This window comes from Alcaligenes sp. PF14, from assembly GCF_037150615.1.
GTDB lineage: Bacteria > Pseudomonadota > Gammaproteobacteria > Burkholderiales > Burkholderiaceae_B > Alcaligenes > Alcaligenes phenolicus.
Genome location: NZ_JBAGRS010000008.1, coordinates 40,939 through 60,803, shown reverse-complemented (window position 1 = coordinate 60,803; position 19,865 = coordinate 40,939). Strand labels below are relative to the sequence as shown.

The window sequence follows — 19,865 nt, the reverse complement described above, 5'->3', positions numbered from 1 at the left end:
CATCTGGGTAGCTTGCTGCAGACAGGCCAGCGTCTTCACTTAGCCAGGAGAACACATGATCGACCTGTATTACTGGACCACTCCCAACGGACATAAAGTCACGATGTTTCTGGAAGAGTCCGGTCTGCCTTACACCATCCACCCCATCAATATTGGCCAAGGCGATCAATTCAAACCTGAATTCCTGCGTATCGCCCCCAATAATCGCATTCCCGCCATTGTGGACCAGGCTCCGCAAGACGGTGGCGAACCTATCTCCCTGTTCGAGTCCGGCGCCATTCTGCAATATCTGGCAGAAAAAACCGGCCAGTTCCTGTCGACCGATTTGCGAGTGCGTACCGAAACCTTACAGTGGCTGTACTGGCAAATGGGTGGCCTGGGCCCCATGGCAGGCCAGAATCACCACTTCAATGTCTATGCACCCGTCAAAATCGAGTACGCCATCGACCGCTATGTGCGTGAGACTGGCCGTCTCTACGGCGTGCTGAACAAACATCTGGAGCAGCGCGACTTTATTGCTGGGGACTACTCCATTGCCGATATGGCCAGCTACCCCTGGATTGTCTCCCACCAGCGCCAAAGCCAGAACCTGGACGACTTCCCGCATCTGAAGCGTTGGTTTGAGCGTATTGGCGCGCGTCCCGCAACTGAGCGTGCCTATGCCTTGGTCGAACAGATCAACCCCGGCTCGCCCGTCCATGACGACAAGGCCCGTCAAATCCTCTTTGGCCAAGATTCCAAAACCATCCGATAGGACTACGATCCCATGACCTTACAGCGCCCCTATCAGCTGCTGCTTATTGGCCTGACAGCCATGGCTCTGTCTGCGTGTTCCAGCACGCCCAGCAATATCTCCCTGATTCCAACGCAAACCCAGGATCAGACTGAAAAAGATGGCGTTTTTACCCAGCCCTTGGACTACAAACACGTCAAGCCAGGCTGTACCGGTGAATGCCCGCGCCTGGAAGTGAAATCTCTGATTTTCCCCGGCAATGCCGAGCTGACCAAGCTGGTCGATGAAAGCCTGGCTCATATGACGGTTATCTCTGAGCGCCATCCTGGTTATCGCGGTTTGAAGGAATTCGAAAACTACTACTGGGCCACCGCCAATAATCGTGACGAAGTGCATTTATCCGCCCGTACGCGCTACCGGAACCGGGATCTGACGGTCGTAGAGCTAAGCTCGGGCATCTACATGACAGGTGCGGCTCACGGCATTACAGCAACCCAGTTCATCAACTGGGACAATCGCCTGAAGACCGCTTTGCCTCTGGACCGCATTATTGCCCCCGGCAAGATCAAGCCTTTCCAGGAACTGGTACGCCAGGCGCACAACAACTGGGTTTCCAGCCTGAGTGAGGCACGTGAAGACCGAGCCGGTTGGGACAGAATGTGGCCCTTCCAGCCCGCCCAGAACATTGCTCTGACCGATCAGGGCTTGCTGGTGAAGTACAACCCGTACGAGGTCGCCCCGTATTCCTTCGGTCAGCCAGAGCTACTGCTGCCCTACTCGGAACTGCGTGGCATTCTGCGTCCTGACTACCTGCCCGCCAATTAGGCGTTTGGGTCACCGTAAATAGACAGGCAGCCTATATCAGGCTGCCTGTTAATAAAAACAGTATTTTTTTGTACGCTACTCAAAGCCCGGAACCTTTAGCCATACATACTGGAGCCGCGCCCGCCCTTAGCGTCCGATCATCCCCTCTTCCAAGCTCCCCTACCACCATGTCTGATAACTTGTTCCGCTTTCACGACCTATTTGCTCAACTGGGTCTGCCCAACACCCCCGAGGCGATTGCCAGCTTTCTGGAAAAACACCGCCCTTTGCCTAATGACGTGCTGCTGGCTGACGCTCCCTTCTGGAACGAGTCTCAAGCCGAGTTCATTCGGGAAAAACGACTCCAGGATTCCCCGGAATGGATCCAGATCATTGACCAGTTAAGCGAGGCCCTGCGTCAAACGACCGGCGTGGTGAATCTGTCCGGCCCTTGCCGCGTTCTGGCTTTATCAGGCAGCCTGCGCCAAAGCTCCTTCAACACCGCTTTGGCACACGCCGCTCAAGCCCTGGCCCCCCAAGGCATGGCGATTGAAGTCGCCACCCTACACGGCATCCCCCTGTATGACGGCGATCTCGAAAGCAAGGACGGCATTCCAGAAGCCGTACTGGCCTTGAAAGAAAAGATCCTGAACGCCGATGCTCTCTTGCTGGTTACCCCGGAATACAACAATGGCGTACCCGGTGTGTTCAAGAACGGGATCGACTGGCTCTCTCGCACAGACATGAAAGCCATCTTCTCGGGCCGTATCACCGGGCTGATTGGCGCTTCCATGGGGGGCTTTGGCACGATCTCCTCCCAGGCAGCCTGGTTACCTACGCTGAAAATGCTGGGTGTGTCCCTGTACAGCGGCGGCTCGTTGCTGGTGTCTCGTGCGCAGAATTCCTTTGATGCGGAAGGCAAACTGCAAGATGAGAATATCCAGAGAATGCTCAGCAACTACCTGCAAGGTTTCCAGACCTTTGTGCATGCCTCCCATATGGCCAAGGCGCAAGAAAAGGGCAATTAAGCGGCAATAGATAAAAAGGGTTTTGGTTTCCTGCCTGTAGAAATACTGAGTCACCACAGCTGCGAACGCAGTGCAGGACGTCAGTATCACTACAACCATTCCCGATTATTGCCGTAACAAAAAAGGAGCCCTCAAGGCTCCTTTTTACATCCTGCCCCCAGACTTAAGGCTGTACAGGCTTGTCGAAACGATCCAGGTCAAAATAGCGACTGGTACTGCTGGACGAAGCAGGTTTCGAACTGGAGCTGTCTGCTGCAGGAGCTGGCTCGGGCTCTACCGTCACCGTGTGCACCCGATTCAGATCAAGCTGCTCTACCCGCTCTGGCACTCCATAAGTCTGTACCGCTCCACCGGAGTAAGTCCCCGCTGCGGCTGGTGCAGCGGCCGCTTTACGAGCGACAGCTTGATCAAGATAACTGGCCAATTGTTCATGATTGGCTGAACGCGCCCAGTCTGCCGGACTCAAACCTTGGGCATTTTGCATACTCGGATCCGCTCCGGCAGCCAATAGCACATCCACCACCGCCCGTTTGCCCGACAAAGCCGCCATCATCAAGGGGCTGGTTCCGTCTGGTGCAGGTGCATTCACAATCGCTTTCTGAGACAGCAGATAGCGCACCGTCTCTTCATGTCCTTTGGAAGCGGCATAGTGCAAAGGTGACCAGCCCACCCGATTCACCTGCCCCCCTCGTGCTTGCAGATCACGCAAACGAGCGGTCTCCCCCATCAGGGCCAGATACATCATGGGAGTTTCGCGGGCCTCGTTCTCGATGTTCACATTGGTTTGTCGGTTAGCCAGCAAAGTGTCCACCACTTTCCAGGACTTGTTGCGGATCGCCAGCATCAAGGAAGGATTGCCCTTGGAATCGACTGCGTTGGGGTTCGCCCCCTTGATGAACTCCTGCTCGATGATGTTGGGTCGGTCATTTTCCAGCGCCAAATACCAATTTCGGCTTTCAAGCTCCGGTTCCTGCGCCGACACAGGGGCTGACAGCAGAAAGGCCAAAGGAAGCACCACAGAAAGGATGGTTTTATTGGGTATTTTTCTTTTAAAAATCATGCTGTTAAATCCTTTTCATAAAGTGCTTTATCAGGTTATGAAAGTACAGATAGATGCCGCTTCAGAAATTGCTTCTCTCTATCCAAGCAGGAAGCATTTAACTATAAACAGGTTTAAGAATAATCAATAAACCTTTGATTACTAACAAAAATTGAATATTTTAAGTGAATCCCAACCAAGCCCGAAAGACGGAGAAAATACCATAAAATTCTATTTTTACGCTTAAAATCAAATAGTTAAATCATCTTCTTAAAGTTTTAAATCAACTTTAAACCGCCCTTGTGCAAGATCCTGAATATTGGCTCAAACAGTCACAAAAGCCTTACCAGAACCTCTAAACGAGATTAACTTAAAGCTGTACCTTACTGAATAATTTGAAGAAATTCTCTGCGCTAGCCTCTTCCACTTCCTTTACCGATATCCCACGAAGCTCCGCAATCTTCTCAGCCACATGAATGACCAGAGAAGGATTATTGGTTTTGCCTCGATACGGCACAGGAGCCAAAAACGGCGAGTCCGTTTCGATCAACAAACGATCCAGCGGCACGCGTTGCGCCACATCCTGCAGCTGGGTAGCGTTCTTGAAGGTCACAATCCCGGAGAAGGAAATGTAGAAATTCAGATCCAAGGCCGCTTGTGCCACTTCCCAGGTTTCAGTGAAACAGTGCATCACGCCCCCGGCAATCTGCGCCTGCTCTTCACGCATGATGGCAATGGTGTCCTCACTGGCCGAGCGAGTATGGATGATCAAAGGCAGGCCCGACTCGCGACTGGCGCGGATGTGGGTGCGGAAACGCTCACGCTGCCAATCCAGGGGCTCTTGCAAACGGTAATAGTCCAGACCCGTTTCGCCAATAGCCACCACTTTGGGATCTTGAGCATGTTTGATCAGCTCCTGGACGGTAGGCTCGGTGACTTTCTCATAATCCGGATGCACGCCAACCGAGGCAAACAAATGGCCGTGGGGACGCACCAGCTCCATCAAACCGGGCCAGTCGTCCATATCCACGCTGACCACCAGCGCACAGCCCACCTGGTTCTGGCGCATCTTGTCCAGGATGTCGTCCAGATTTTCAGCAAGTTCAGGGAAATTAAGATGGCAATGCGAATCAACAAACATGATTAGACGGTACTTTTTTAAACACGACGACATGCCTGGTGCAAACGGTCCAGGGCATGATGAATAAACAATTTAGCATTGAGCGGATGATTCCCCAGCCGCTTTTGCTGCACCAGCCACTTCAGAGCTTCCGTCACCGCTGTGGTGTTGGATTGGGCTGCCAAGGCATCAATGCGCTTTTGCAGGGAAGGATAGTAACGCGCCGGTTGGGCAAAACCACCCAGCTGAATATCGACAAACAAGCGTTGCCAATGGTCAATCCACTCTTGAGCAGGCAGTTTTTCCAGCGTATCGGCCAAGGACAAATCCGCCTCACGGCCTGCTTTCAATACCCCATCCATCCAGACGCTTAACCAATCGGGGCACGGCGCATTCATATCCTGGCTGGCGCTTAACGCTTTTAGTGGGGCACCACCCCAGGCAGCCAACCAGTCCGAGGCTTGATCCACCCCTTGTTGCTCCAGCCATTGCACCGATTGCTGAGCATCAGGTGCGGGCAAAGGCAAACGGCGGCAACGCGATACCAGTGTAGGCAACAGCCGATCTGGCGCATCGGCTACCAGCAGAAAAACCGTGCGGTCCGCAGGTTCTTCCAGCACCTTCAGCAAGGCATTGGCCGATACCAGATTCAGAGCCTGAGCCGGATAGAGCACCGCCACTCGCCACCCGCCTCTATGAGTGGCCGTATTGAACCAGTGCTGCAACTGCCGTAATTGCTCCACCCGGATTTCCCGGGAAGGATTTTTGCGGGCAGCCGACTCTTTGGCCAAGTCCCCTTCCTGGGTGTCTGGCCCCTGCTCTTCCAGCGCAACCGCATCCGGGCGCAGCAGGCGCAAGTCCGGGTGATTTCCCCCCCGCACCCACTGACAGGCCTGACAGTGGCCACAAGCCAGACCCTGCACCGGCTGGTCGCACAATAAACTGGCGGCGGCCGCGCGGGCGAATTGCGTCTTGCCGATGCCCGGCAGACCGTGGATCAGCCAGGCATGGGCAAAACGCTCCTGATTGCCCAGCCAATTTTTGGCGGTCGCGATTTGCCAAGGTAGAAAAGTCAAACTATCAGACACCGTATTGCCTCAAGGTTGCACATCAAAAGGCCTGATTCACGCAGGAAAGACCAGGCAATCGCCCCCGCTTGAACAGCTCAGCGCACATTGTAATATGAACCGGTAAAATGCCTGCTCCACTACCAAGGATGATGAAGTGAGCTTATTGATCGGGCTGGCCGCCAAAGCGCGTTCAGGCAAAGATACCGTCGCCAATCTACTACTGGCACAAAACCCTTTATTGGCCGCCTATGCCTTGGCCGACCCCGTGAAAATGGGCTGTGAAGTGCTGTTTGGTCTAAGTCCGGCCCAAGCCTGGACTGACGACAGCCTGAAAGAAGTGCCTATTGCCCTGTGGCAGCGCTCCCCCAGACAGTGTTTCCAGCTACTGGGAACAGACTGGATGCGCCAGCGCGATCCCGATCATTGGCTACGCCGCGCCCAACATGTGCTGGAGTTTGGACCGGGCTCCCCCCTTGCCAGGAGCATTCAGGACTACTCGGTCTGGGCGCTGGCTCTGGCCGCGATTTACGGCATGGTGCCTGAGCACCTGGATGATGAGCGGGCGGATCATGTGGATGCCTTTTGGGGTTTGAGTCCGCGTCAGGCGGCCGAACATCTACGCAATCAGGTTCTGGCCGAATACCCGGATTACGAGCAGCGTCGCCAAACCTTGCCCCTGTTCCTGCCCAGCCACCAGCTTCCTGATATGAGTCAGGCCCGTTGTCTGCTGATTAAAGACATTCGTTACGAAAACGAGGCCAATTTCATCCGTGAACATGGTGGAGAGATCTGGCATATCGAACGCCCTGGCAATCCAGTGATCAGCCAGCACTCTTCCGAATGGGGTGTAGAACGCGCCCCCCAGGACTATCTGATTCGCAATGACGCAGGCTTGGAAGAACTGGCCAGCAAGGTCCATGATTTGTGGACGGGCTTCACGCAACGGCACGGCTTGAAGCTTTGACTCCCTGGCCTTGGATAGCGCTCAGCCATACAAGTGTCACCAAACCGCCCCCAAAAAACATTCAGGCCCCTGATAGGGCCTGAATGGTTTAGCGTTTCAGAATATATTTGGCGACGGCTCGGTTATGTGCAGCCAGATTCGTCGAGAACTCGCTGGTTCCATCGCCACGCGATACAAAATAATAGAAATTATGCTTTTCGGGATGCAAAGTCGCCATCAAGGAAGCCTTGCCAGGACTGGCTATCGGCGTGGGAGGCAATCCATTGCGCGTGTACGTGTTCCAAGGGGTATCCGTCGTCAAATCGCGCTTGCGAATACGGCCGTCATAGGCTGAACCCATGCCATAAATAACCGTTGGGTCTGTCTGCAATGGCATGCCTACGCGCAAACGGTTCATGAACACCCCGGCTACACGCGCTCGATCCTGACTGTGGCCCGTCTCACGCTCCACGATGGAAGCCATGATCAAGGCCTCGTATGGCGTCTTCAAGGGCAAATCCGCATCCCGGTCCGCCCATAGCTGTTCCAGCAGTTCCTGCTGAGCCTGAAACCCGCGCCGCAGGATATCCACATCTGCCGTACCCGGTACAAAAACGTAGGTATCGGGATAGAACAGACCTTCAGGATGTACAGCGTCCAAGCCAAAACGCTGCAGCAAGTCTGCATCACTGATATCACTCAAGGTTTGGCGAACCTGGGGATTGCTCGCCAACGTCTCGCGAATGCGTTGATAGGTCCAGCCTTCAGGAATGGTCAGGCGGGTTTGCAGCATATTACCGCTGGACATGCGCTCCATCACCATCCATGGCGTATCACCACGCACGGCCTCGTAAGCCCCCGCTTGCAAGGAGGTATCCAGGCCAGAGAGACGCGCCATCCAGACAAAAGCATCTTCCTGGATATCGATCCCGGCCTGCTGCATGCTGCGTGCAATCGCACGGGGGCCAGAGCCTGCAGGCACCACATAGTCGATGCGTTCAGCACTCATCGTCACGGGCTGCTTCTTGGCCCAATACCAGGCGCCACCCGCTATCACACAGGCGACGACCACCAGAAGGCCCAACAGGGCAGAGAAGATCTTGACAGTTTTTTTCATGCGAGCGCTATTGTAATCAGAATAAGGCGGCATATTCCTGAATATGTGTCACAGTCAAACACAGAAACCGGGACAGGCCCGCGCTACCGGATTGCGCTATCCAGCTCATGCCCTGATCCCAGCGGGGATATGCCCCTGAAACCGGCCTCACACACGGTATCATTGATGTTTAAATTTATTTTTTCGCTCAGCCATGACCGGAATGCCAGCCCCCTCCTCTTTCGCCCTGCCTGATTTGTGCGTCCTCCAGTTTCAGGGAGCCGATGCCGTGTCCTTTCTCCATGCTCAAGTCAGCAATGATTTGGAGCATCTGGCAGCCGACCGCGCCTGCATCGCGGCCTATTGCACCGCCAAAGGTCGCAGTTTGGCGACCATGGTCTTGTGGCGCGAACAGGACGAGACCGTCTATGCCCTGGTGCGCCGTGACCTGAGCGAGGCCCTGATCAAGCGCCTGCGCATGTTCGTGCTGCGCAGCAAAGTGACGATCAGTCTGGCCGAGTTGCAGGTTTACGGTGTGGCAGATCAATCCGCTGCCCAAGCGGTCTGGAATTTGCAGCGCGATGGTGACGACACCTTAATCCAAGCCCCCGGCGAGCTGGATGGCTTGAATCGCTACTGGCGGATTTCTCCCCAGCAGGACACGAACGCTCAGGCTTCTGAGGGCCGTTGGGAAACGGCGGATATTTTGGCGGGCTTGCCCTGGATCAGCGCCGACACGCAAGATCTGTTCATTCCCCAGACTCTGAACCTGGACCTGATCGACGGCATCAACTTCAAGAAAGGCTGCTATCCCGGCCAGGAAGTGGTGGCGCGCAGCCACTATCGAGGCACGATCAAGCGCCGCATGATGGCCGCCCGCAGCGCCATTCTGGACACGGCACCACAGGTGCAAGAAGCCGCCGATGTGCTCCTGGTCTCGCAAGGCGCAGAGCCGGTTGCGGCTGCGCGCATTATCAACCGCGCCTGGCAAGCCGAGCAGCAGCGTCTGTATGTCTTGATGGAAGTGGTACTGGCGGACCTGGAACAAGGCCAGTTTCAACTGGAGCAAGGACAGGCGCTGGAATTGCAGCCCCTGCCCTATGCTCTGCCAGAACTTAGCTCTTCTGACGGTACAAATTAAGAATGCTGGAGAAATCCAGCCCGGCATTCTGACCCTGTGCGGCATGCAAGGCGAACAGGTTACGGGCCAGTTCGCCTAACGGTGTCGCACTGTTTTGGCTCACGGCCGCATCGGCCGCCAAACCCAGATCTTTCAGCATCAAACCTGTTGCAAACCCACCCTGATAATCACGCGAAGCCGGTACATCCGGCATCACGCCAGGCCAGGGGTTGTACAGCTCGGTCGCCCAGTTACGGCCGGAGCTGCGCGCCATGATGGACGATAGCACTGCCGGGTCCAGACCGTGAGCAACGCCCAGAGCCAGGGCCTCGGCGGTACCCGCCATCAAAATCCCCAAGAGCATATTGTTGCAAATCTTGGCAACCTGGCCCGCACCGGCTTTACCAGCATGAAAAATGTTCTTGCCCATGGCTTCCAGGTAAGGACGCGCCTTTTCCAGCGCCGGATCCTCGCCCCCCACCATAAAGGTCAAGGTGCCGGCCATTGCGCCACCAGTACCACCGGAAACAGGCGCATCCAGCATCAACAGACCCAGCTTGGCCGCCTTGGCCGCCAGATCCTGGCTGGTTTGAGCATCAATCGTGCTGCAATCAACCAGCACTGTGCCGGGGGCCACGGCCTGCAACAAGCCGTTCTCGCCCTCGTAAACCTGACGAACGTGGCGACCAGCAGGCAGCATGGTAAAGACCATCTGCGCGTCTTTGGCGATCTGCACCGCCGACTCGCCCACTTGCGCCCCCGCTGCCTGCAGCTCCTTCATGGCATCTGCATTCAGGTCAAAGACCTTCAGGCTATGGCCGGCTTTGAGCAGATTCAGCGCCATGGGTTTGCCCATATGGCCCAGCCCGATAAATGCAATCGTGTTACTCATTTTGTCTCCTCGTCATTATGAAAACGGCGCCGTCAGGCGCCGCAGCGGTCTGCCTGGATCACAGGTCAGCCAAGGGATGAGTCGTTTCTGCAGGCCAGGCGGGAACAAAAAAACGTTCCACCCAGCGGGCATCAGCCTGTTCCAGCGAGGCCGGATTCCAGCGTGGCTGTTTGTCTTTATCAATCAGCAGTGCGCGTATGCCTTCCTGGAAGTCACCCTGTACGCCACATTGCAGCGACACAATGTATTCCAGGCGGAAGACATCAGCCAAAGACAGGTGGTGTACACGCTCCAGCAGTTCAAAGGACAAACGAGCCGAACCTGGAGCACCTTTGGCGAAGGTCTGTGCGGCACGGGACAGCCAGGGGTCGGCACTGTCCTGCCACTGCTGCAGAGCCTGTGTAATGCGTTCAAACTCACGACTGGCGCAGACATCACGCAGCATGGCGTAGTTTTGCTCCAGCGGGCCGGTATCGGGGCGAGCGCCCTCTGCCAGACTACGCAGGACCTGATGCACGCTGCTATCACGAGCGTCACGTTCATCAGACCAGTTCGTGGCTTGCAAGGCCTTGAGCAAGGCATCGAAATGCACCCGTGGCAAGTAGGCATCGGCCAAGCCCAGGAACAAGCAATCCGAGGCGTTGATTTGCGCGCCGCTCAGCGCCAGGAAATGGCCGATACCCGCAGGCAGATGTGACAGCATCCAGGTGCCACCCACATCGGGGAACAGGCCAATGGAGATTTCGGGCATGGCAAAACGCGTGGTATCAGTCACCACACGATGGCTGGCGCCGTTGAACAAGCCCACGCCCCCACCCATTACAATCCCGTCACCCCAGCACAGGATAGGTTTTGGGAAGGTGTGGATCAGATAATCCAGGCGGTATTCCACATCGAAGAATTCGCGGGCGTACTCGTTATCCCAGGCCGAACCACCCTGGTTCTTTTGCATGGAGGCATACAGCGAATGCAGATCGCCCCCGGCACACAGGGCCTTTTCGCCGGCACCATGCAACACGATCATGGCAATACTGGAATCCTGCGCCCATTCCTGAAACTGCTTGAACAGCAGCTGGCACATCTCCAAATTAAGCCCATTCAGGGCTTGCGGGCGGTTCAGCGTAGCAACACCAATCGCCTTTCCGTTCTGGCCGGGCAGGCGATCAAACAAAACAGAATCCGTCATCGAATATCAGCTCCAAGATCTATGATTTGTCGTGCAATGATGACACGCATGATCTCGTTTGTGCCTTCCAGAATCTGGTGCACCCGAGTATCGCGCACCAGTCGCTCAACAGGATAATCCTTCAGGTAACCATAACCGCCAAAGAGCTGTTGTGCATCCACGCAGGCCTGAAAACCCAGATCCGTGGCCATACGCTTTGCCATGGCGCAGTAGGTGCTGGCCTGACTGCTACCGGCGTCCAGGTGCGAAGCGGCCAGGCGCACCATTTGGCGGGCGGCAACCACGCTGGTCAGAATGTCGGACAATTTGAATTGCAGAGCCTGGAACTGGTCCAGATGCTTGCCGAACTGGCGGCGCTCCTGCATATATTGACGGGCAGCATCATAAGCACCCTGGGCGGCTCCTACCGAGCAGCAGGCAATATTGATGCGCCCGCCGTCCAGGCCCTTCATGGCCAGTTTGAAGCCCTCGCCCTCCTGGCCCAGCATGGCCGAGGCAGGAACGCGTACGCGCTCAAAGGTAATGCCCCGTGTGGACTGACTATTCCAGCCCATCTTCAATTCTTTACGACCGTAAGTGATACCGGCGGCATCGGCAGGTACGGCAAAAGCGGAAATCCCCTTTGCGCCATCCCCTCCGGTACGAGCCATAACCACCAACAAGTCCGTGTCCCCGGCACCGGAGATAAAGGCTTTGCTGCCGCTGATCAGGTAGTCGTCACCATCACGCTCGGCACGTGTCCGCAGCGAGGCGGCATCCGAGCCTGCGCCCGGTTCGGTCAAACAGTAAGAGCCTAGTTTCTGGCCGCTGCTCAGCAGCTCGCCCCATTGGGATTTGACTTCGTCCGTACCCCAGGTGCCGACCATCCAGGTAACCATATTGTGGATAGTCAGAAACGCGGTGGTTGAGGGATCAACTGCCGCCATTTCTTCGAACACCAGGCTGGACTCCAGACGCCCCAGGCCCAGGCCGCCGATGGATTCCGGGGCATACAAGCCGCAAAAACCCAACTCGCCGGCTTTACGGAACGCCTCGGTCGGGAAAATCTGTTCCTCATCCCAACGTGCCGCATGCGGTGCCAGTTCCCCTTGTGCAAACTCGCGAGCCGCTTGCGCAAAAGCGTTCTGATCGTCTGTCAGTATCATGTCTGTCTCCTTATTTTTACCCACCATAATGCGAGCCGCCCCCTTTAGTTGTCGTGCTGATGACAATCAGCCGTTTCATAGGGGGCAGTGCAAGGCAGGAGGCGACAGTCTAGCTGAAAGTAGCGGCCTGATGATCAGGCGCAGACGAACTAGGCGCGGACGGGTTTGCGCCGGGGTCTGGCGGCAGCGCGGGCGGCCAGCTTGTGTGCATAACGTCGCCGGCGGGAATCCATGGGGTCAAAGACCAGCTCGCGATAGACTTCTACCCGATCCTGATCCTGCAAGAGTTGGTCCAGCTGGCAGCGCTGGCCGTAGACACCGACGTGCAGCCCGTCCAGTCCCTGTTCGTCGTCCAGCGGCGGCAAGCCGCATTCACGCAGGCCTTCAGCAATGCCAGCTTTTAACAGGGCATCACGTACACAACTGCCCACAGGCAAACGCAGGGCGGCTTTCCAGACCTGCGCCTGGGTAGCCACAATCACGCTGACGGATAATTCAGTCACCGTAGACCTCTTGGGCACGGCGGGTGAAGGAATCAATAAAGCTGTTGGCAACGCGGTTAAAGATGGGACCGACCACCATTTCCAGCGCGCGGCTGGAGAACTCGTACTCCATGGTGAACACGATCTTGCAACCGTCTTCGCCCAAAGGAGTAAACTGCCAATCCCCCGTCAAGGCCGAGAAGGGCCCTTTGACCAGGCGCAAGACAATACGATTGGGATAATCGTGTTCGTTACGTGTGGTGAAGGTTTGACGAATACCCGCAATGCTGATGGTAACCGAGGCTTCCATCCCCTTTTCGTCACGCTGGTTGACACTGGCGCCACCACACCACGGCATGAATTCAGGGTATTTTTCCACCTCTGCAACCAGGTCAAACATCTGTTCGCAGCTATAGGGAAGGAGGACGGAGCGTTTTACTGTATGCATCAGGTCTGGTTAATAGATAGAATGTTCTGATTTTACAATCTATGGTTGGCAATTAATTCATGAGTATTGTTGATAATCGCAAGGCTACCCACGAATATTTTATCGAAGAGCGTTTTGAGGCCGGTCTGGTCTTGGAGGGTTGGGAGGTCAAGGCGATCCGAGCTGGGCATGTTCAGCTCAAAGAAAGCTATGTCATCGTACGCGAGGGCGAGCTGTTTATTTTAGGGATGCACGTCAGCGCTTTGCCGACAGCGTCCACTCATATCCGGCCCGATGCCACTCGTACACGTAAACTGCTGCTCAAAGCCGAAGAAATCAGCAAGCTGATCGGCAAGGTTGAACAACGTGGTTACGCCCTGGTTCCCCTGAACCTCCACTACAAGAAAGGTCGTATCAAGCTGGACTTCGGTCTGGGACGCGGTAAGAAACTGCACGATAAACGTGATGTTTCCCGCGACAAAGACTGGAAGCGCGAACAAGAACGCTTGATGAAACACGACACCCGCCGTAAGACGAATGAATAAAACGGGCTAAAAAGCCCGTTTTGTTCCAAATCTCAATGTAATTTAACACGAGGGGCGGCCCGTTTGCTGAGCAAGCGGCCCAAAGCCAAGGTTGCCGTTCGCGCAACCCCTAAAATCGCCATGTGGTGCATCAGGTGCAGACTCATGTACATGATGCGAGCCAGCAAACCTTCCACAAACCAGCTCTTGCCGGACAAGACCCCCATCAGGCTCCCTACCCCACGGCTGTGGCCCACGGAAACCAGCGAGCCGTAATCCTTATAGACAAAGGGTGCTTCATCCACAGGCTTGCCCTGGATGCGAGCGGCCAGACGTTTGCGCAAGTAACTGGCTTGCTGGTGCGCGACCTGGGCACGTGCAGGCAGGAACTGACCTTCCTTGTCCCAGGGCACTTGTGCGCAGTCGCCCAAGGCCCAGATATAGGGATCGGGTGTGGACAGACAGGAATCCAGCACCAGCTGATTGATGCGGTTGACGGGCAAACCCAACTGGCCCAAAAAGGCAGGGGCTTCAATCCCCGCCGCCCAAACGCACAAATCGTTGGGATATTGACCACCGTTCGCATCCTCGATGTGGTCCGCCGCCAGACGGCTGACCCGCACCGAGGTCCGTACCGCTACGCCACGCTGCTCCAGCAGACTTTGAGCGGTAGCGGACAGCTTGGGCGGCAGAGCAGACAGAATGCGATCGGCGCCTTCCAGCAAGGTAATGCGCACTTCGCGGTCCGAACTGCTGCCCGGAATGCTGTAAATGCTTAAATCAGCACGGGCTTCCAGCAACTCGGCAGCCAGTTCCACCCCCGTTGCCCCGCCCCCGACAATATTGATGTACAGCGGTGCCCCCGGTTCACGCTGCGCGCGGCGTGTCACACTGATCAGTTCATTGAGCAATTTCAAACGGAAACGCTCTGCCTGATGGGTCGAGTCCAAGGCCAGCGCGTGTTCATGGGTGCCAGGCGTATTGAAAAAATTGGATTTGCTACCCACGGCCATCACCAGGGTGCCATAGGACAGGCTGCGTTCCGGAAAGACTTCTTCATGATCGGGCCCCAGGACAGGAGCCAGCGTAATGCTGCGCTGCTCGCGATCTATACCGGTCATTTCACCTTGAATAAAGGTGAAACCACAGTCTCGTGCCAGCATGAAATATGACAGCCCTTCGCGGTGAATATCCAAGGTGCCGGCGGCAACCTCGTGCAAGGACGGTTTCCAGATATGGTCACTGTCTTTGTCGACCAGAAAGATATGCTGACGCCCGAACTGCCGTCCTAATTTGGCAGCCAGCTCCAGGCCACCTGCCCCGCCCCCCACGATCACCACTTGATACGACTGCGTAGTAGACATCCAGAACTCCTTGGGACTTGTCTTGAGCAAAGAGAGTATCAGAACCGCCACCTTATACTTTAAATCAAAACAGATAAGGACTATAGCGATCTGTAGACGCCGCCAGGCGCGCCCAGCAGCGCCGGCCTGTGCTACCACCCGAATATGTGGCTCTTTTGCGCTTTAATAGGCCTTAGATCAAAGACCGGCGCAAACAAATAGGTCCAGCAGCAGTGCATGTCGTAAAATCAAGGGGTTTGGTCTTGCTTCCCCTTAACGATCGAAATAGAGCAGCAGCACAGCAGCTATTGATACGGTATGATGCTGACTTTGTCCTATTCACTTATTTTTTGCCTGCCATTATGCACGACGATGTTCCCCGAAAATCCCAACGCGCGACTCGAAAAGGGCGCGAACGCCGCGACAAAATCCTGGAAGTGGCTTCCGAGGTTTTTCGCGAAAATGGTTTTGAGGCCACATCCATGTCCCAAATCGCTGCATTGGCAGGCGGCTCCAAGGGCACACTCTACAACTACTTCCCCTCCAAAGAAGACCTCTTGCTGGCTGTCCTGCTGACAGGCGCCCAGGAATTTACCGAACAGGTCTTGACCAAGCTGGACTGCGAAGGCGATATTCGCGAAGAACTGAAGCGCTTTTTGCTGCCCATGCTGCGCAATCTTTACTCCAAGCAAACCGCCCAGCTGTTACGTATCGTCGTCTCTGTAGGTGGCCACAGTGATATCGGCAAGCGCTTCATGGAGATGCTGGATGATCAGATCTGGGACGGCGTAAAGTGCTTTTTTGCCCGCCACATCGAACGCGGCACCTTGCGCAAGCTGGACCCGGCATTGATGGTGGAACACTTCCGCTGCCTGAGCGAAGGCGAAATTATTCTCCTGCTAATGGGTGCTATGGAACCCTGGAGCGAAGAACACATTCAAAGCGAAACCGAACATATTCTGGATATGTTCTTGCACGTTTATCAAAACGACACAGCAAACTAAGGCTGTATCAATCGGCGGCAAGCGCTGATTGCCATCTCCCTACGGTTCCCGGCTTTTATGCTCTACAGCTGACAGCGAACCTTTCAAGACAATCTGAATCCATGCCGCCCGATCCAGGGCGGTGACGGCGATTCCCTTTTCCCCATCACTACCTTTCACCAGCGCCCTGCCCCTGATCGATGCCGGTCGTCAGGATTGAACCTCTGCTTCTCCCTGCCCTACACCACGAGCACTCGGCGATACCTGTACAAGCTCGCGCACCGACTCCAGCCTGCCAATACGGCAACATAGACGCACTATCAGGCTAAAAGAACCACAAAACGAAATCGCCTGAACACGGGCAAGAGCAAGAACAGAAGCGCAGGCAAAAGATGCGCCCGAAAACGACAACACCCCGACATGGAGCTTCCATGTCGGGGTGTTGAGTTTTGACTGGCTTGACCAGCGTACTGCCAGAGACGTTTCCCTGGCAGTGGCTTAAGTCTTAGTCTTAGGCCTTGGCCAGACGCTGCCAGGTGTCCACAACCGTGTCAGGGTTCAGCGACAGCGAAATAATGCCTTCTTCGCTCAGCCACTTGGCCAGATCGGGGTGGTCGCTGGGGCCTTGGCCACAAATACCGACGTATTTGTTTTGTGCCAGACATGCCTTGATGGCACGGCTCAACATGAACTTCACGGCTTCGTCGCGCTCGTCGAAGTCAGCAGCCAACAGTTCCATACCGGAGTCACGATCCAGACCCAGGGTCAGCTGAGTCATGTCGTTGGAACCGATGGAGAAGCCGTCAAAGTACTGCAGGAACTTCTCGGCCAAAATAGCGTTGGAAGGCACTTCGCACATCATGATCAGGCGCAGGCCGTTTTCGCCACGAGCCAGACCGTGGGAAGCCAGCAGCTCAACCACACGCTCTGCCTGACCCAGGGTACGCACGAATGGCACCATGATTTCGACGTTGGTCAGACCCATTTCGTCGCGCACTTTCTTCAGGGCTTCGCATTCCATCTTGAAGCATTCTGCGAAGTCTTCGGACAGGTAGCGAGCCACACCGCGGAAGCCCAGCATTGGGTTCTCTTCCTCGGGCTCGTAGCGCGAACCACCCACCAGTTTGCGGTATTCGTTGGACTTGAAGTCCGACAAACGCACAATGACGGGCTTTGGGTAGAAGGAAGCGGCCAGAGTCGCAATGCCTTCAGCCAGTTTTTCCACGAAGAAAGCACGTGGGCTGGCGTAGCCACGAGCCGCCGATTCCACCGCCTTTTTCAGGTCGCTATCCACATTGGGGTAGTCCAGAACGGCTTTGGGGTGAATCGCGATGTTGTTGTTGATGATGAATTCCAGACGGGCCAGACCTACACCATCGTTCGGGATTTGCGAAAAGTCGAAAGCCAGTTGTGGGTTACCCACGTTCATCATGACTTTCAGGCCGATTTCGGGCATTTGGCCCCAGCTGACTTCTTCGATCTCGGTTTCCAGCAAACCGTCGTAAATACGGCCTTCGTCGCCTTCAGCACACGATACCGTCACTTCCTGGCCTTCTTTCAGCACGTCTGTAGCGTTGTTGCAACCGACCACGGCAGGGATGCCCAGTTCGCGAGCAATAATCGCCGCGTGGCAGGTACGGCCGCCACGGTTGGTGACAATAGCCGAAGCCAGCTTCATGATGGGTTCCCAGTTAGGGTCCGTCATGTCGGTCACCAGCACGTCGCCGGGCTTGACCAGATCCATCTCGGAGGCATCCGCCACAATACGGACTTTGCCCGAACCGATCTTCTGGCCAATGGCGCGGCCTGTAACCAACACGTCGCCGGTGGCTTTCAGGCGGTAACGCTCTTGCACATCGTTGCTGCCTTGCTGGGACTTAACCGTCTCAGGACGGGCTTGCAGAATGTAGATCTTGCCGTCGATACCATCACGACCCCACTCAATGTCCATGGGACGCTGGTAGTGTTTTTCAATAATGGTGGCGTAGCGAGCCAGTTCGATCACTTCTTCGTCGCTCAGGGAGTAACGATTGCGCTCGGACACAGGCACGTCCACAGTACGTACAGCGTGATCGGTGGTACGACCTTCGTCAAATTCCATCTTGATCAGCTTGGAGCCGATACGGCGGCTGATGATGGGGTAGTGACCGGAAGCCAGCGTTGGCTTGTAAACGTAGAACTCGTCCGGATTGACCGAACCTTGCACCACGGTTTCGCCCAGGCCGTAGGAGGAGGTCAGAAAAACCACGTCCTTGAAGCCCGATTCGGTGTCCAGGGTGAACATCACGCCGGCGCTGCCCTTGTCGGAGCGCACCATACGCTGGATACCAGCGGACAGAGCCACTTCAGCGTGGGCGTAGCCCTTGTGCACGCGGTAGGAAATAGCGCGGTCGTTGTACAGGGAAGCAAACACGTGGTGAATCTTGCTCAGCACCTCGTCAATGCCCACCACGTTCAGGTAGGTTTCTTGCTGACCGGCAAAGGAAGCGTCAGGCAAGTCTTCGGCGGTTGCGGAAGAACGCACGGCAAAGGAACCTTTGCCATCGGCGTCCAGCTCAGCAAACGCGTCACGTACGGCTTGTTCAAACTCGGCTGGGAACGGAGTGTCGATGATCCACTGACGGATTTCGGCACCGGCAGCAGCCAGTTCACGCACGTCGTCGGCGTCCAGCGCGTCCAGACGCTGCTGAATGCGCTTGTCCAGATCCTTGTTTTTCAGGAAAACGCGGAATGCTTCGGCTGTTGTGGCAAAACCACCTGGCACGCGCACACCGGCATCAGCCAACTGGCTGATCATTTCACCCAGCGAAGCGTTTTTACCGCCCACTGTGTCGACGTCCGTCATGCGGAGCTTGTCGAAACCAATTACGTAAGACATAAGTCACCTTGAATAGAAAAAAAAGCGTGTTTGCTTAAGGCAGTGATCCCAGCAGCGCTGTCTGTGTGATCTGTCCTAAGCAAACCTGCCTTTCCATCCCCCGATTCGAGCGGTAAATGGTAATCTTGCAAATTGTACCGTTTCCCGAGCATTGTGCACGACTTATTCCATGTCTTCTTCTCCTATTGAGCGTACCGTCTTTGTCGTTTCCGACAGCACGGGCATTACCGCCGAAACTTTCAGCAACTCCGTCCTGTCGCAATTCGCTCAATTCGAATTTCAGGCCATCCGGATCCCCTTCATCGATACCATCGAGAAAGCCCAGTCTGTCGCTGATCGCATCAACCAATGCGCGCAGGAACAGGGCCAGCAGCCTCTGGTCTTCAGCACCTTGGTTGACCCCAAGATGGCGCACATCATTGGCGCAGCCAATTGCACCTTCCTGGACTTGTTTGGTGCCTTTGTACGACACATTGAACGCGCTCTGGGGGTGAAATCCAGCCGTTCCGTGGGCCGTTCGCACTCTGGTGGCATGTCCAAGCGCTACAACAGCCGCATCGAGGCCATCAACTTCAGCCTGGCGCACGACGATGGTCAGTACGTGAATGGTCTGGAACAAGCCGACGTGATTCTGGTGGGTGTGTCCCGCTGCGGAAAAACGCCTACCAGCTTGTACTTGGCAATGCAGTATGCCGTCAAGGCCGCCAACTACCCCATCATTCCCGAAGACTTCCAGCGCGGTACCCTGCCCGCCACGCTGGCTCCTTACCGGAAAAAGATTTTTGGCCTGTCCATTCATCCAGACCGTCTGTCCGAAGTGCGTAATGAACGCCGTCCGGGTAGCAAATACGCCACCATCGAACAGTGCCGCATGGAAGTGGCCGAGGCCGAGCGCCTGATGCGTATGGAAGGCATCCCTTGGCTGTCCACCACCACCAAATCCATTGAGGAAATCTCCACCAAGATTCTGGATGATGTCGGTTTGGACCGCCGCTCCTACTAAGGATTGAACCCCTACCCCTTCGGGCGTATTCGGACAGCCTCAACATCAA

At 55.7% G+C, this 19,865-nt stretch carries 19 protein-coding genes; 8 read left to right on the top strand and 11 right to left on the bottom strand.

The window, feature by feature from the left end; translation table 11 throughout:
• Positions 1-55 precede the first annotated feature (55 nt).
• From WFM49_RS16530 to WFM49_RS16520, 3 genes are all read left to right on the top strand, one after another.
• Positions 56-754, top strand: coding sequence for a glutathione S-transferase N-terminal domain-containing protein (locus tag WFM49_RS16530; RefSeq protein ID WP_266107759.1), 699 nt, complete (start codon positions 56-58; stop codon positions 752-754).
• Positions 755-766: 12 nt separating this feature from the next.
• A complete protein-coding gene (locus WFM49_RS16525; protein ID WP_035271694.1) occupies positions 767-1,558 on the top strand; it encodes an RsiV family protein in 792 nt (263 codons plus the stop codon).
• Between the two features lie 167 nt (positions 1,559-1,725).
• Positions 1,726-2,565 carry a DUF2789 family protein gene (locus WFM49_RS16520; protein WP_336974367.1) on the top strand — a complete coding sequence of 280 codons (840 nt, stop codon included), beginning with the start codon at positions 1,726-1,728 and terminating at the stop codon, positions 2,563-2,565.
• Positions 2,566-2,728: 163 nt separating this feature from the next.
• Here WFM49_RS16520 and WFM49_RS16515 read toward each other — a convergent pair whose 3' ends face one another.
• The 3 genes from WFM49_RS16515 to holB all read right to left on the bottom strand — a co-directional run bounded on the left by WFM49_RS16515 (position 2,729) and on the right by holB (position 5,812).
• Complete coding sequence (locus tag WFM49_RS16515; RefSeq protein WP_336974365.1) at positions 2,729-3,625, bottom strand: ankyrin repeat domain-containing protein; 897 nt, start codon at positions 3,623-3,625, stop codon at positions 2,729-2,731.
• A 349-nt stretch (positions 3,626-3,974) separates the two neighbouring features.
• Entirely contained in the window at positions 3,975-4,745 is a 771-nt protein-coding gene (locus tag WFM49_RS16510) for a TatD family hydrolase (RefSeq protein ID WP_035271697.1), read from the bottom strand.
• A gap of 17 nt (positions 4,746-4,762) precedes the next feature.
• Positions 4,763-5,812, bottom strand: coding sequence for a DNA polymerase III subunit delta' (gene holB / locus WFM49_RS16505; protein WP_060185098.1), 1,050 nt, complete (start codon positions 5,810-5,812; stop codon positions 4,763-4,765).
• A gap of 136 nt (positions 5,813-5,948) precedes the next feature.
• On the opposite strand from holB, the gene WFM49_RS16500 reads away from it, so the two are divergent.
• A complete protein-coding gene (locus WFM49_RS16500; RefSeq protein ID WP_035271701.1) occupies positions 5,949-6,758 on the top strand; it encodes a deoxynucleotide monophosphate kinase family protein in 810 nt (269 codons plus the stop codon).
• Positions 6,759-6,846: 88 nt separating this feature from the next.
• Here WFM49_RS16500 and mltG read toward each other — a convergent pair whose 3' ends face one another.
• Complete coding sequence (gene mltG / locus WFM49_RS16495; protein WP_060185099.1) at positions 6,847-7,854, bottom strand: endolytic transglycosylase MltG; 1,008 nt, start codon at positions 7,852-7,854, stop codon at positions 6,847-6,849.
• A gap of 268 nt (positions 7,855-8,122) precedes the next feature.
• On the opposite strand from mltG, the gene ygfZ reads away from it, so the two are divergent.
• Positions 8,123-8,974 (top strand): CAF17-like 4Fe-4S cluster assembly/insertion protein YgfZ, encoded by an 852-nt coding sequence (gene ygfZ, locus WFM49_RS16490; RefSeq protein ID WP_230940537.1) that lies wholly within the window; start codon positions 8,123-8,125, stop codon positions 8,972-8,974.
• Here the strand turns inward: ygfZ and mmsB are convergent.
• The 5 genes from mmsB to WFM49_RS16465 form a co-directional block, all read right to left on the bottom strand.
• Positions 8,949-9,845, bottom strand: coding sequence for a 3-hydroxyisobutyrate dehydrogenase (gene mmsB, locus WFM49_RS16485; protein WP_083053492.1), 897 nt, complete (start codon positions 9,843-9,845; stop codon positions 8,949-8,951). The genes ygfZ and mmsB overlap by 26 nt on opposite strands.
• 58 nt (positions 9,846-9,903) lie before the next feature.
• Entirely contained in the window at positions 9,904-11,031 is a 1,128-nt protein-coding gene (locus WFM49_RS16480) for an enoyl-CoA hydratase/isomerase family protein (protein ID WP_115633726.1), read from the bottom strand.
• On the bottom strand, positions 11,028-12,176 hold the full coding sequence (locus WFM49_RS16475; protein ID WP_336974357.1) for an acyl-CoA dehydrogenase family protein: 1,149 nt from the start codon (positions 12,174-12,176) through the stop codon (positions 11,028-11,030). The genes WFM49_RS16480 and WFM49_RS16475 overlap by 4 nt, the downstream gene beginning before the upstream one ends.
• Positions 12,177-12,325: 149 nt before the next feature.
• Positions 12,326-12,679: an RnfH family protein gene (locus WFM49_RS16470; RefSeq protein WP_336974355.1), complete on the bottom strand. Its 354-nt coding sequence runs from the start codon at positions 12,677-12,679 to the stop codon at positions 12,326-12,328.
• Entirely contained in the window at positions 12,672-13,106 is a 435-nt protein-coding gene (locus WFM49_RS16465; protein WP_009454121.1) for a type II toxin-antitoxin system RatA family toxin, read from the bottom strand. The genes WFM49_RS16470 and WFM49_RS16465 overlap by 8 nt, the downstream gene beginning before the upstream one ends.
• Positions 13,107-13,165: 59 nt before the next feature.
• Here WFM49_RS16465 and smpB point away from each other — a divergent pair, with 59 nt between their 5' ends.
• A complete protein-coding gene (gene smpB / locus WFM49_RS16460) occupies positions 13,166-13,630 on the top strand; it encodes an SsrA-binding protein SmpB (protein ID WP_003799781.1) in 465 nt (154 codons plus the stop codon).
• 32 nt (positions 13,631-13,662) lie between these two features.
• Here the strand turns inward: smpB and WFM49_RS16455 are convergent, their stop codons facing one another.
• Entirely contained in the window at positions 13,663-14,973 is a 1,311-nt protein-coding gene (locus WFM49_RS16455; protein ID WP_009454122.1) for an NAD(P)/FAD-dependent oxidoreductase, read from the bottom strand.
• A 341-nt stretch (positions 14,974-15,314) separates the two neighbouring features.
• Between WFM49_RS16455 and WFM49_RS16450 the strand changes: the two genes are divergently transcribed.
• Positions 15,315-15,956, top strand: a complete 642-nt coding sequence (locus WFM49_RS16450) for a TetR/AcrR family transcriptional regulator (RefSeq protein ID WP_226349376.1) — start codon at positions 15,315-15,317, stop codon at positions 15,954-15,956.
• Positions 15,957-16,446: 490 nt separating this feature from the next.
• Here WFM49_RS16450 and ppsA read toward each other — a convergent pair whose 3' ends face one another.
• Positions 16,447-18,813: a phosphoenolpyruvate synthase gene (gene ppsA / locus WFM49_RS16445; RefSeq protein WP_021446560.1), complete on the bottom strand. Its 2,367-nt coding sequence runs from the start codon at positions 18,811-18,813 to the stop codon at positions 16,447-16,449.
• A gap of 169 nt (positions 18,814-18,982) precedes the next feature.
• On the opposite strand from ppsA, the gene ppsR reads away from it, so the two are divergent.
• The gene (ppsR, locus tag WFM49_RS16440; RefSeq protein WP_035271714.1) at positions 18,983-19,816 is read left to right on the top strand and encodes a posphoenolpyruvate synthetase regulatory kinase/phosphorylase PpsR; all 834 of its coding nucleotides are present in this window, start codon (positions 18,983-18,985) and stop codon (positions 19,814-19,816) included.
• The last annotated feature ends 49 nt before the right edge of the window (positions 19,817-19,865 follow it).

What these genes read in the sequence shown, in the direction of transcription:
- WFM49_RS16530 (WP_266107759.1), top strand. Translation starts at nt 56, where the DNA reads ATGATCGACCTGTATTACTGGACCACTCCCAACGGACATAAAGTCACG.
- WFM49_RS16525 (WP_035271694.1), top strand. Translation starts at nt 767, where the DNA reads ATGACCTTACAGCGCCCCTATCAGCTGCTGCTTATTGGCCTGACAGCC.
- WFM49_RS16520 (WP_336974367.1), top strand. Translation starts at nt 1,726, where the DNA reads ATGTCTGATAACTTGTTCCGCTTTCACGACCTATTTGCTCAACTGGGT.
- WFM49_RS16515 (WP_336974365.1), bottom strand. Translation starts at nt 3,625, where the DNA reads ATGATTTTTAAAAGAAAAATACCCAATAAAACCATCCTTTCTGTGGTG.
- WFM49_RS16510 (WP_035271697.1), bottom strand. Translation starts at nt 4,745, where the DNA reads ATGTTTGTTGATTCGCATTGCCATCTTAATTTCCCTGAACTTGCTGAA.
- mltG (WP_060185099.1), bottom strand. Translation starts at nt 7,854, where the DNA reads ATGAAAAAAACTGTCAAGATCTTCTCTGCCCTGTTGGGCCTTCTGGTG.
- mmsB (WP_083053492.1), bottom strand. Translation starts at nt 9,845, where the DNA reads ATGAGTAACACGATTGCATTTATCGGGCTGGGCCATATGGGCAAACCC.
- WFM49_RS16480 (WP_115633726.1), bottom strand. Translation starts at nt 11,031, where the DNA reads ATGACGGATTCTGTTTTGTTTGATCGCCTGCCCGGCCAGAACGGAAAG.
- WFM49_RS16475 (WP_336974357.1), bottom strand. Translation starts at nt 12,176, where the DNA reads ATGATACTGACAGACGATCAGAACGCTTTTGCGCAAGCGGCTCGCGAG.
- WFM49_RS16465 (WP_009454121.1), bottom strand. Translation starts at nt 13,106, where the DNA reads ATGCATACAGTAAAACGCTCCGTCCTCCTTCCCTATAGCTGCGAACAG.
- smpB (WP_003799781.1), top strand. Translation starts at nt 13,166, where the DNA reads ATGAGTATTGTTGATAATCGCAAGGCTACCCACGAATATTTTATCGAA.
- WFM49_RS16455 (WP_009454122.1), bottom strand. Translation starts at nt 14,973, where the DNA reads ATGTCTACTACGCAGTCGTATCAAGTGGTGATCGTGGGGGGCGGGGCA.
- WFM49_RS16450 (WP_226349376.1), top strand. Translation starts at nt 15,315, where the DNA reads ATGCACGACGATGTTCCCCGAAAATCCCAACGCGCGACTCGAAAAGGG.
- ppsA (WP_021446560.1), bottom strand. Translation starts at nt 18,813, where the DNA reads ATGTCTTACGTAATTGGTTTCGACAAGCTCCGCATGACGGACGTCGAC.
- ppsR (WP_035271714.1), top strand. Translation starts at nt 18,983, where the DNA reads ATGTCTTCTTCTCCTATTGAGCGTACCGTCTTTGTCGTTTCCGACAGC.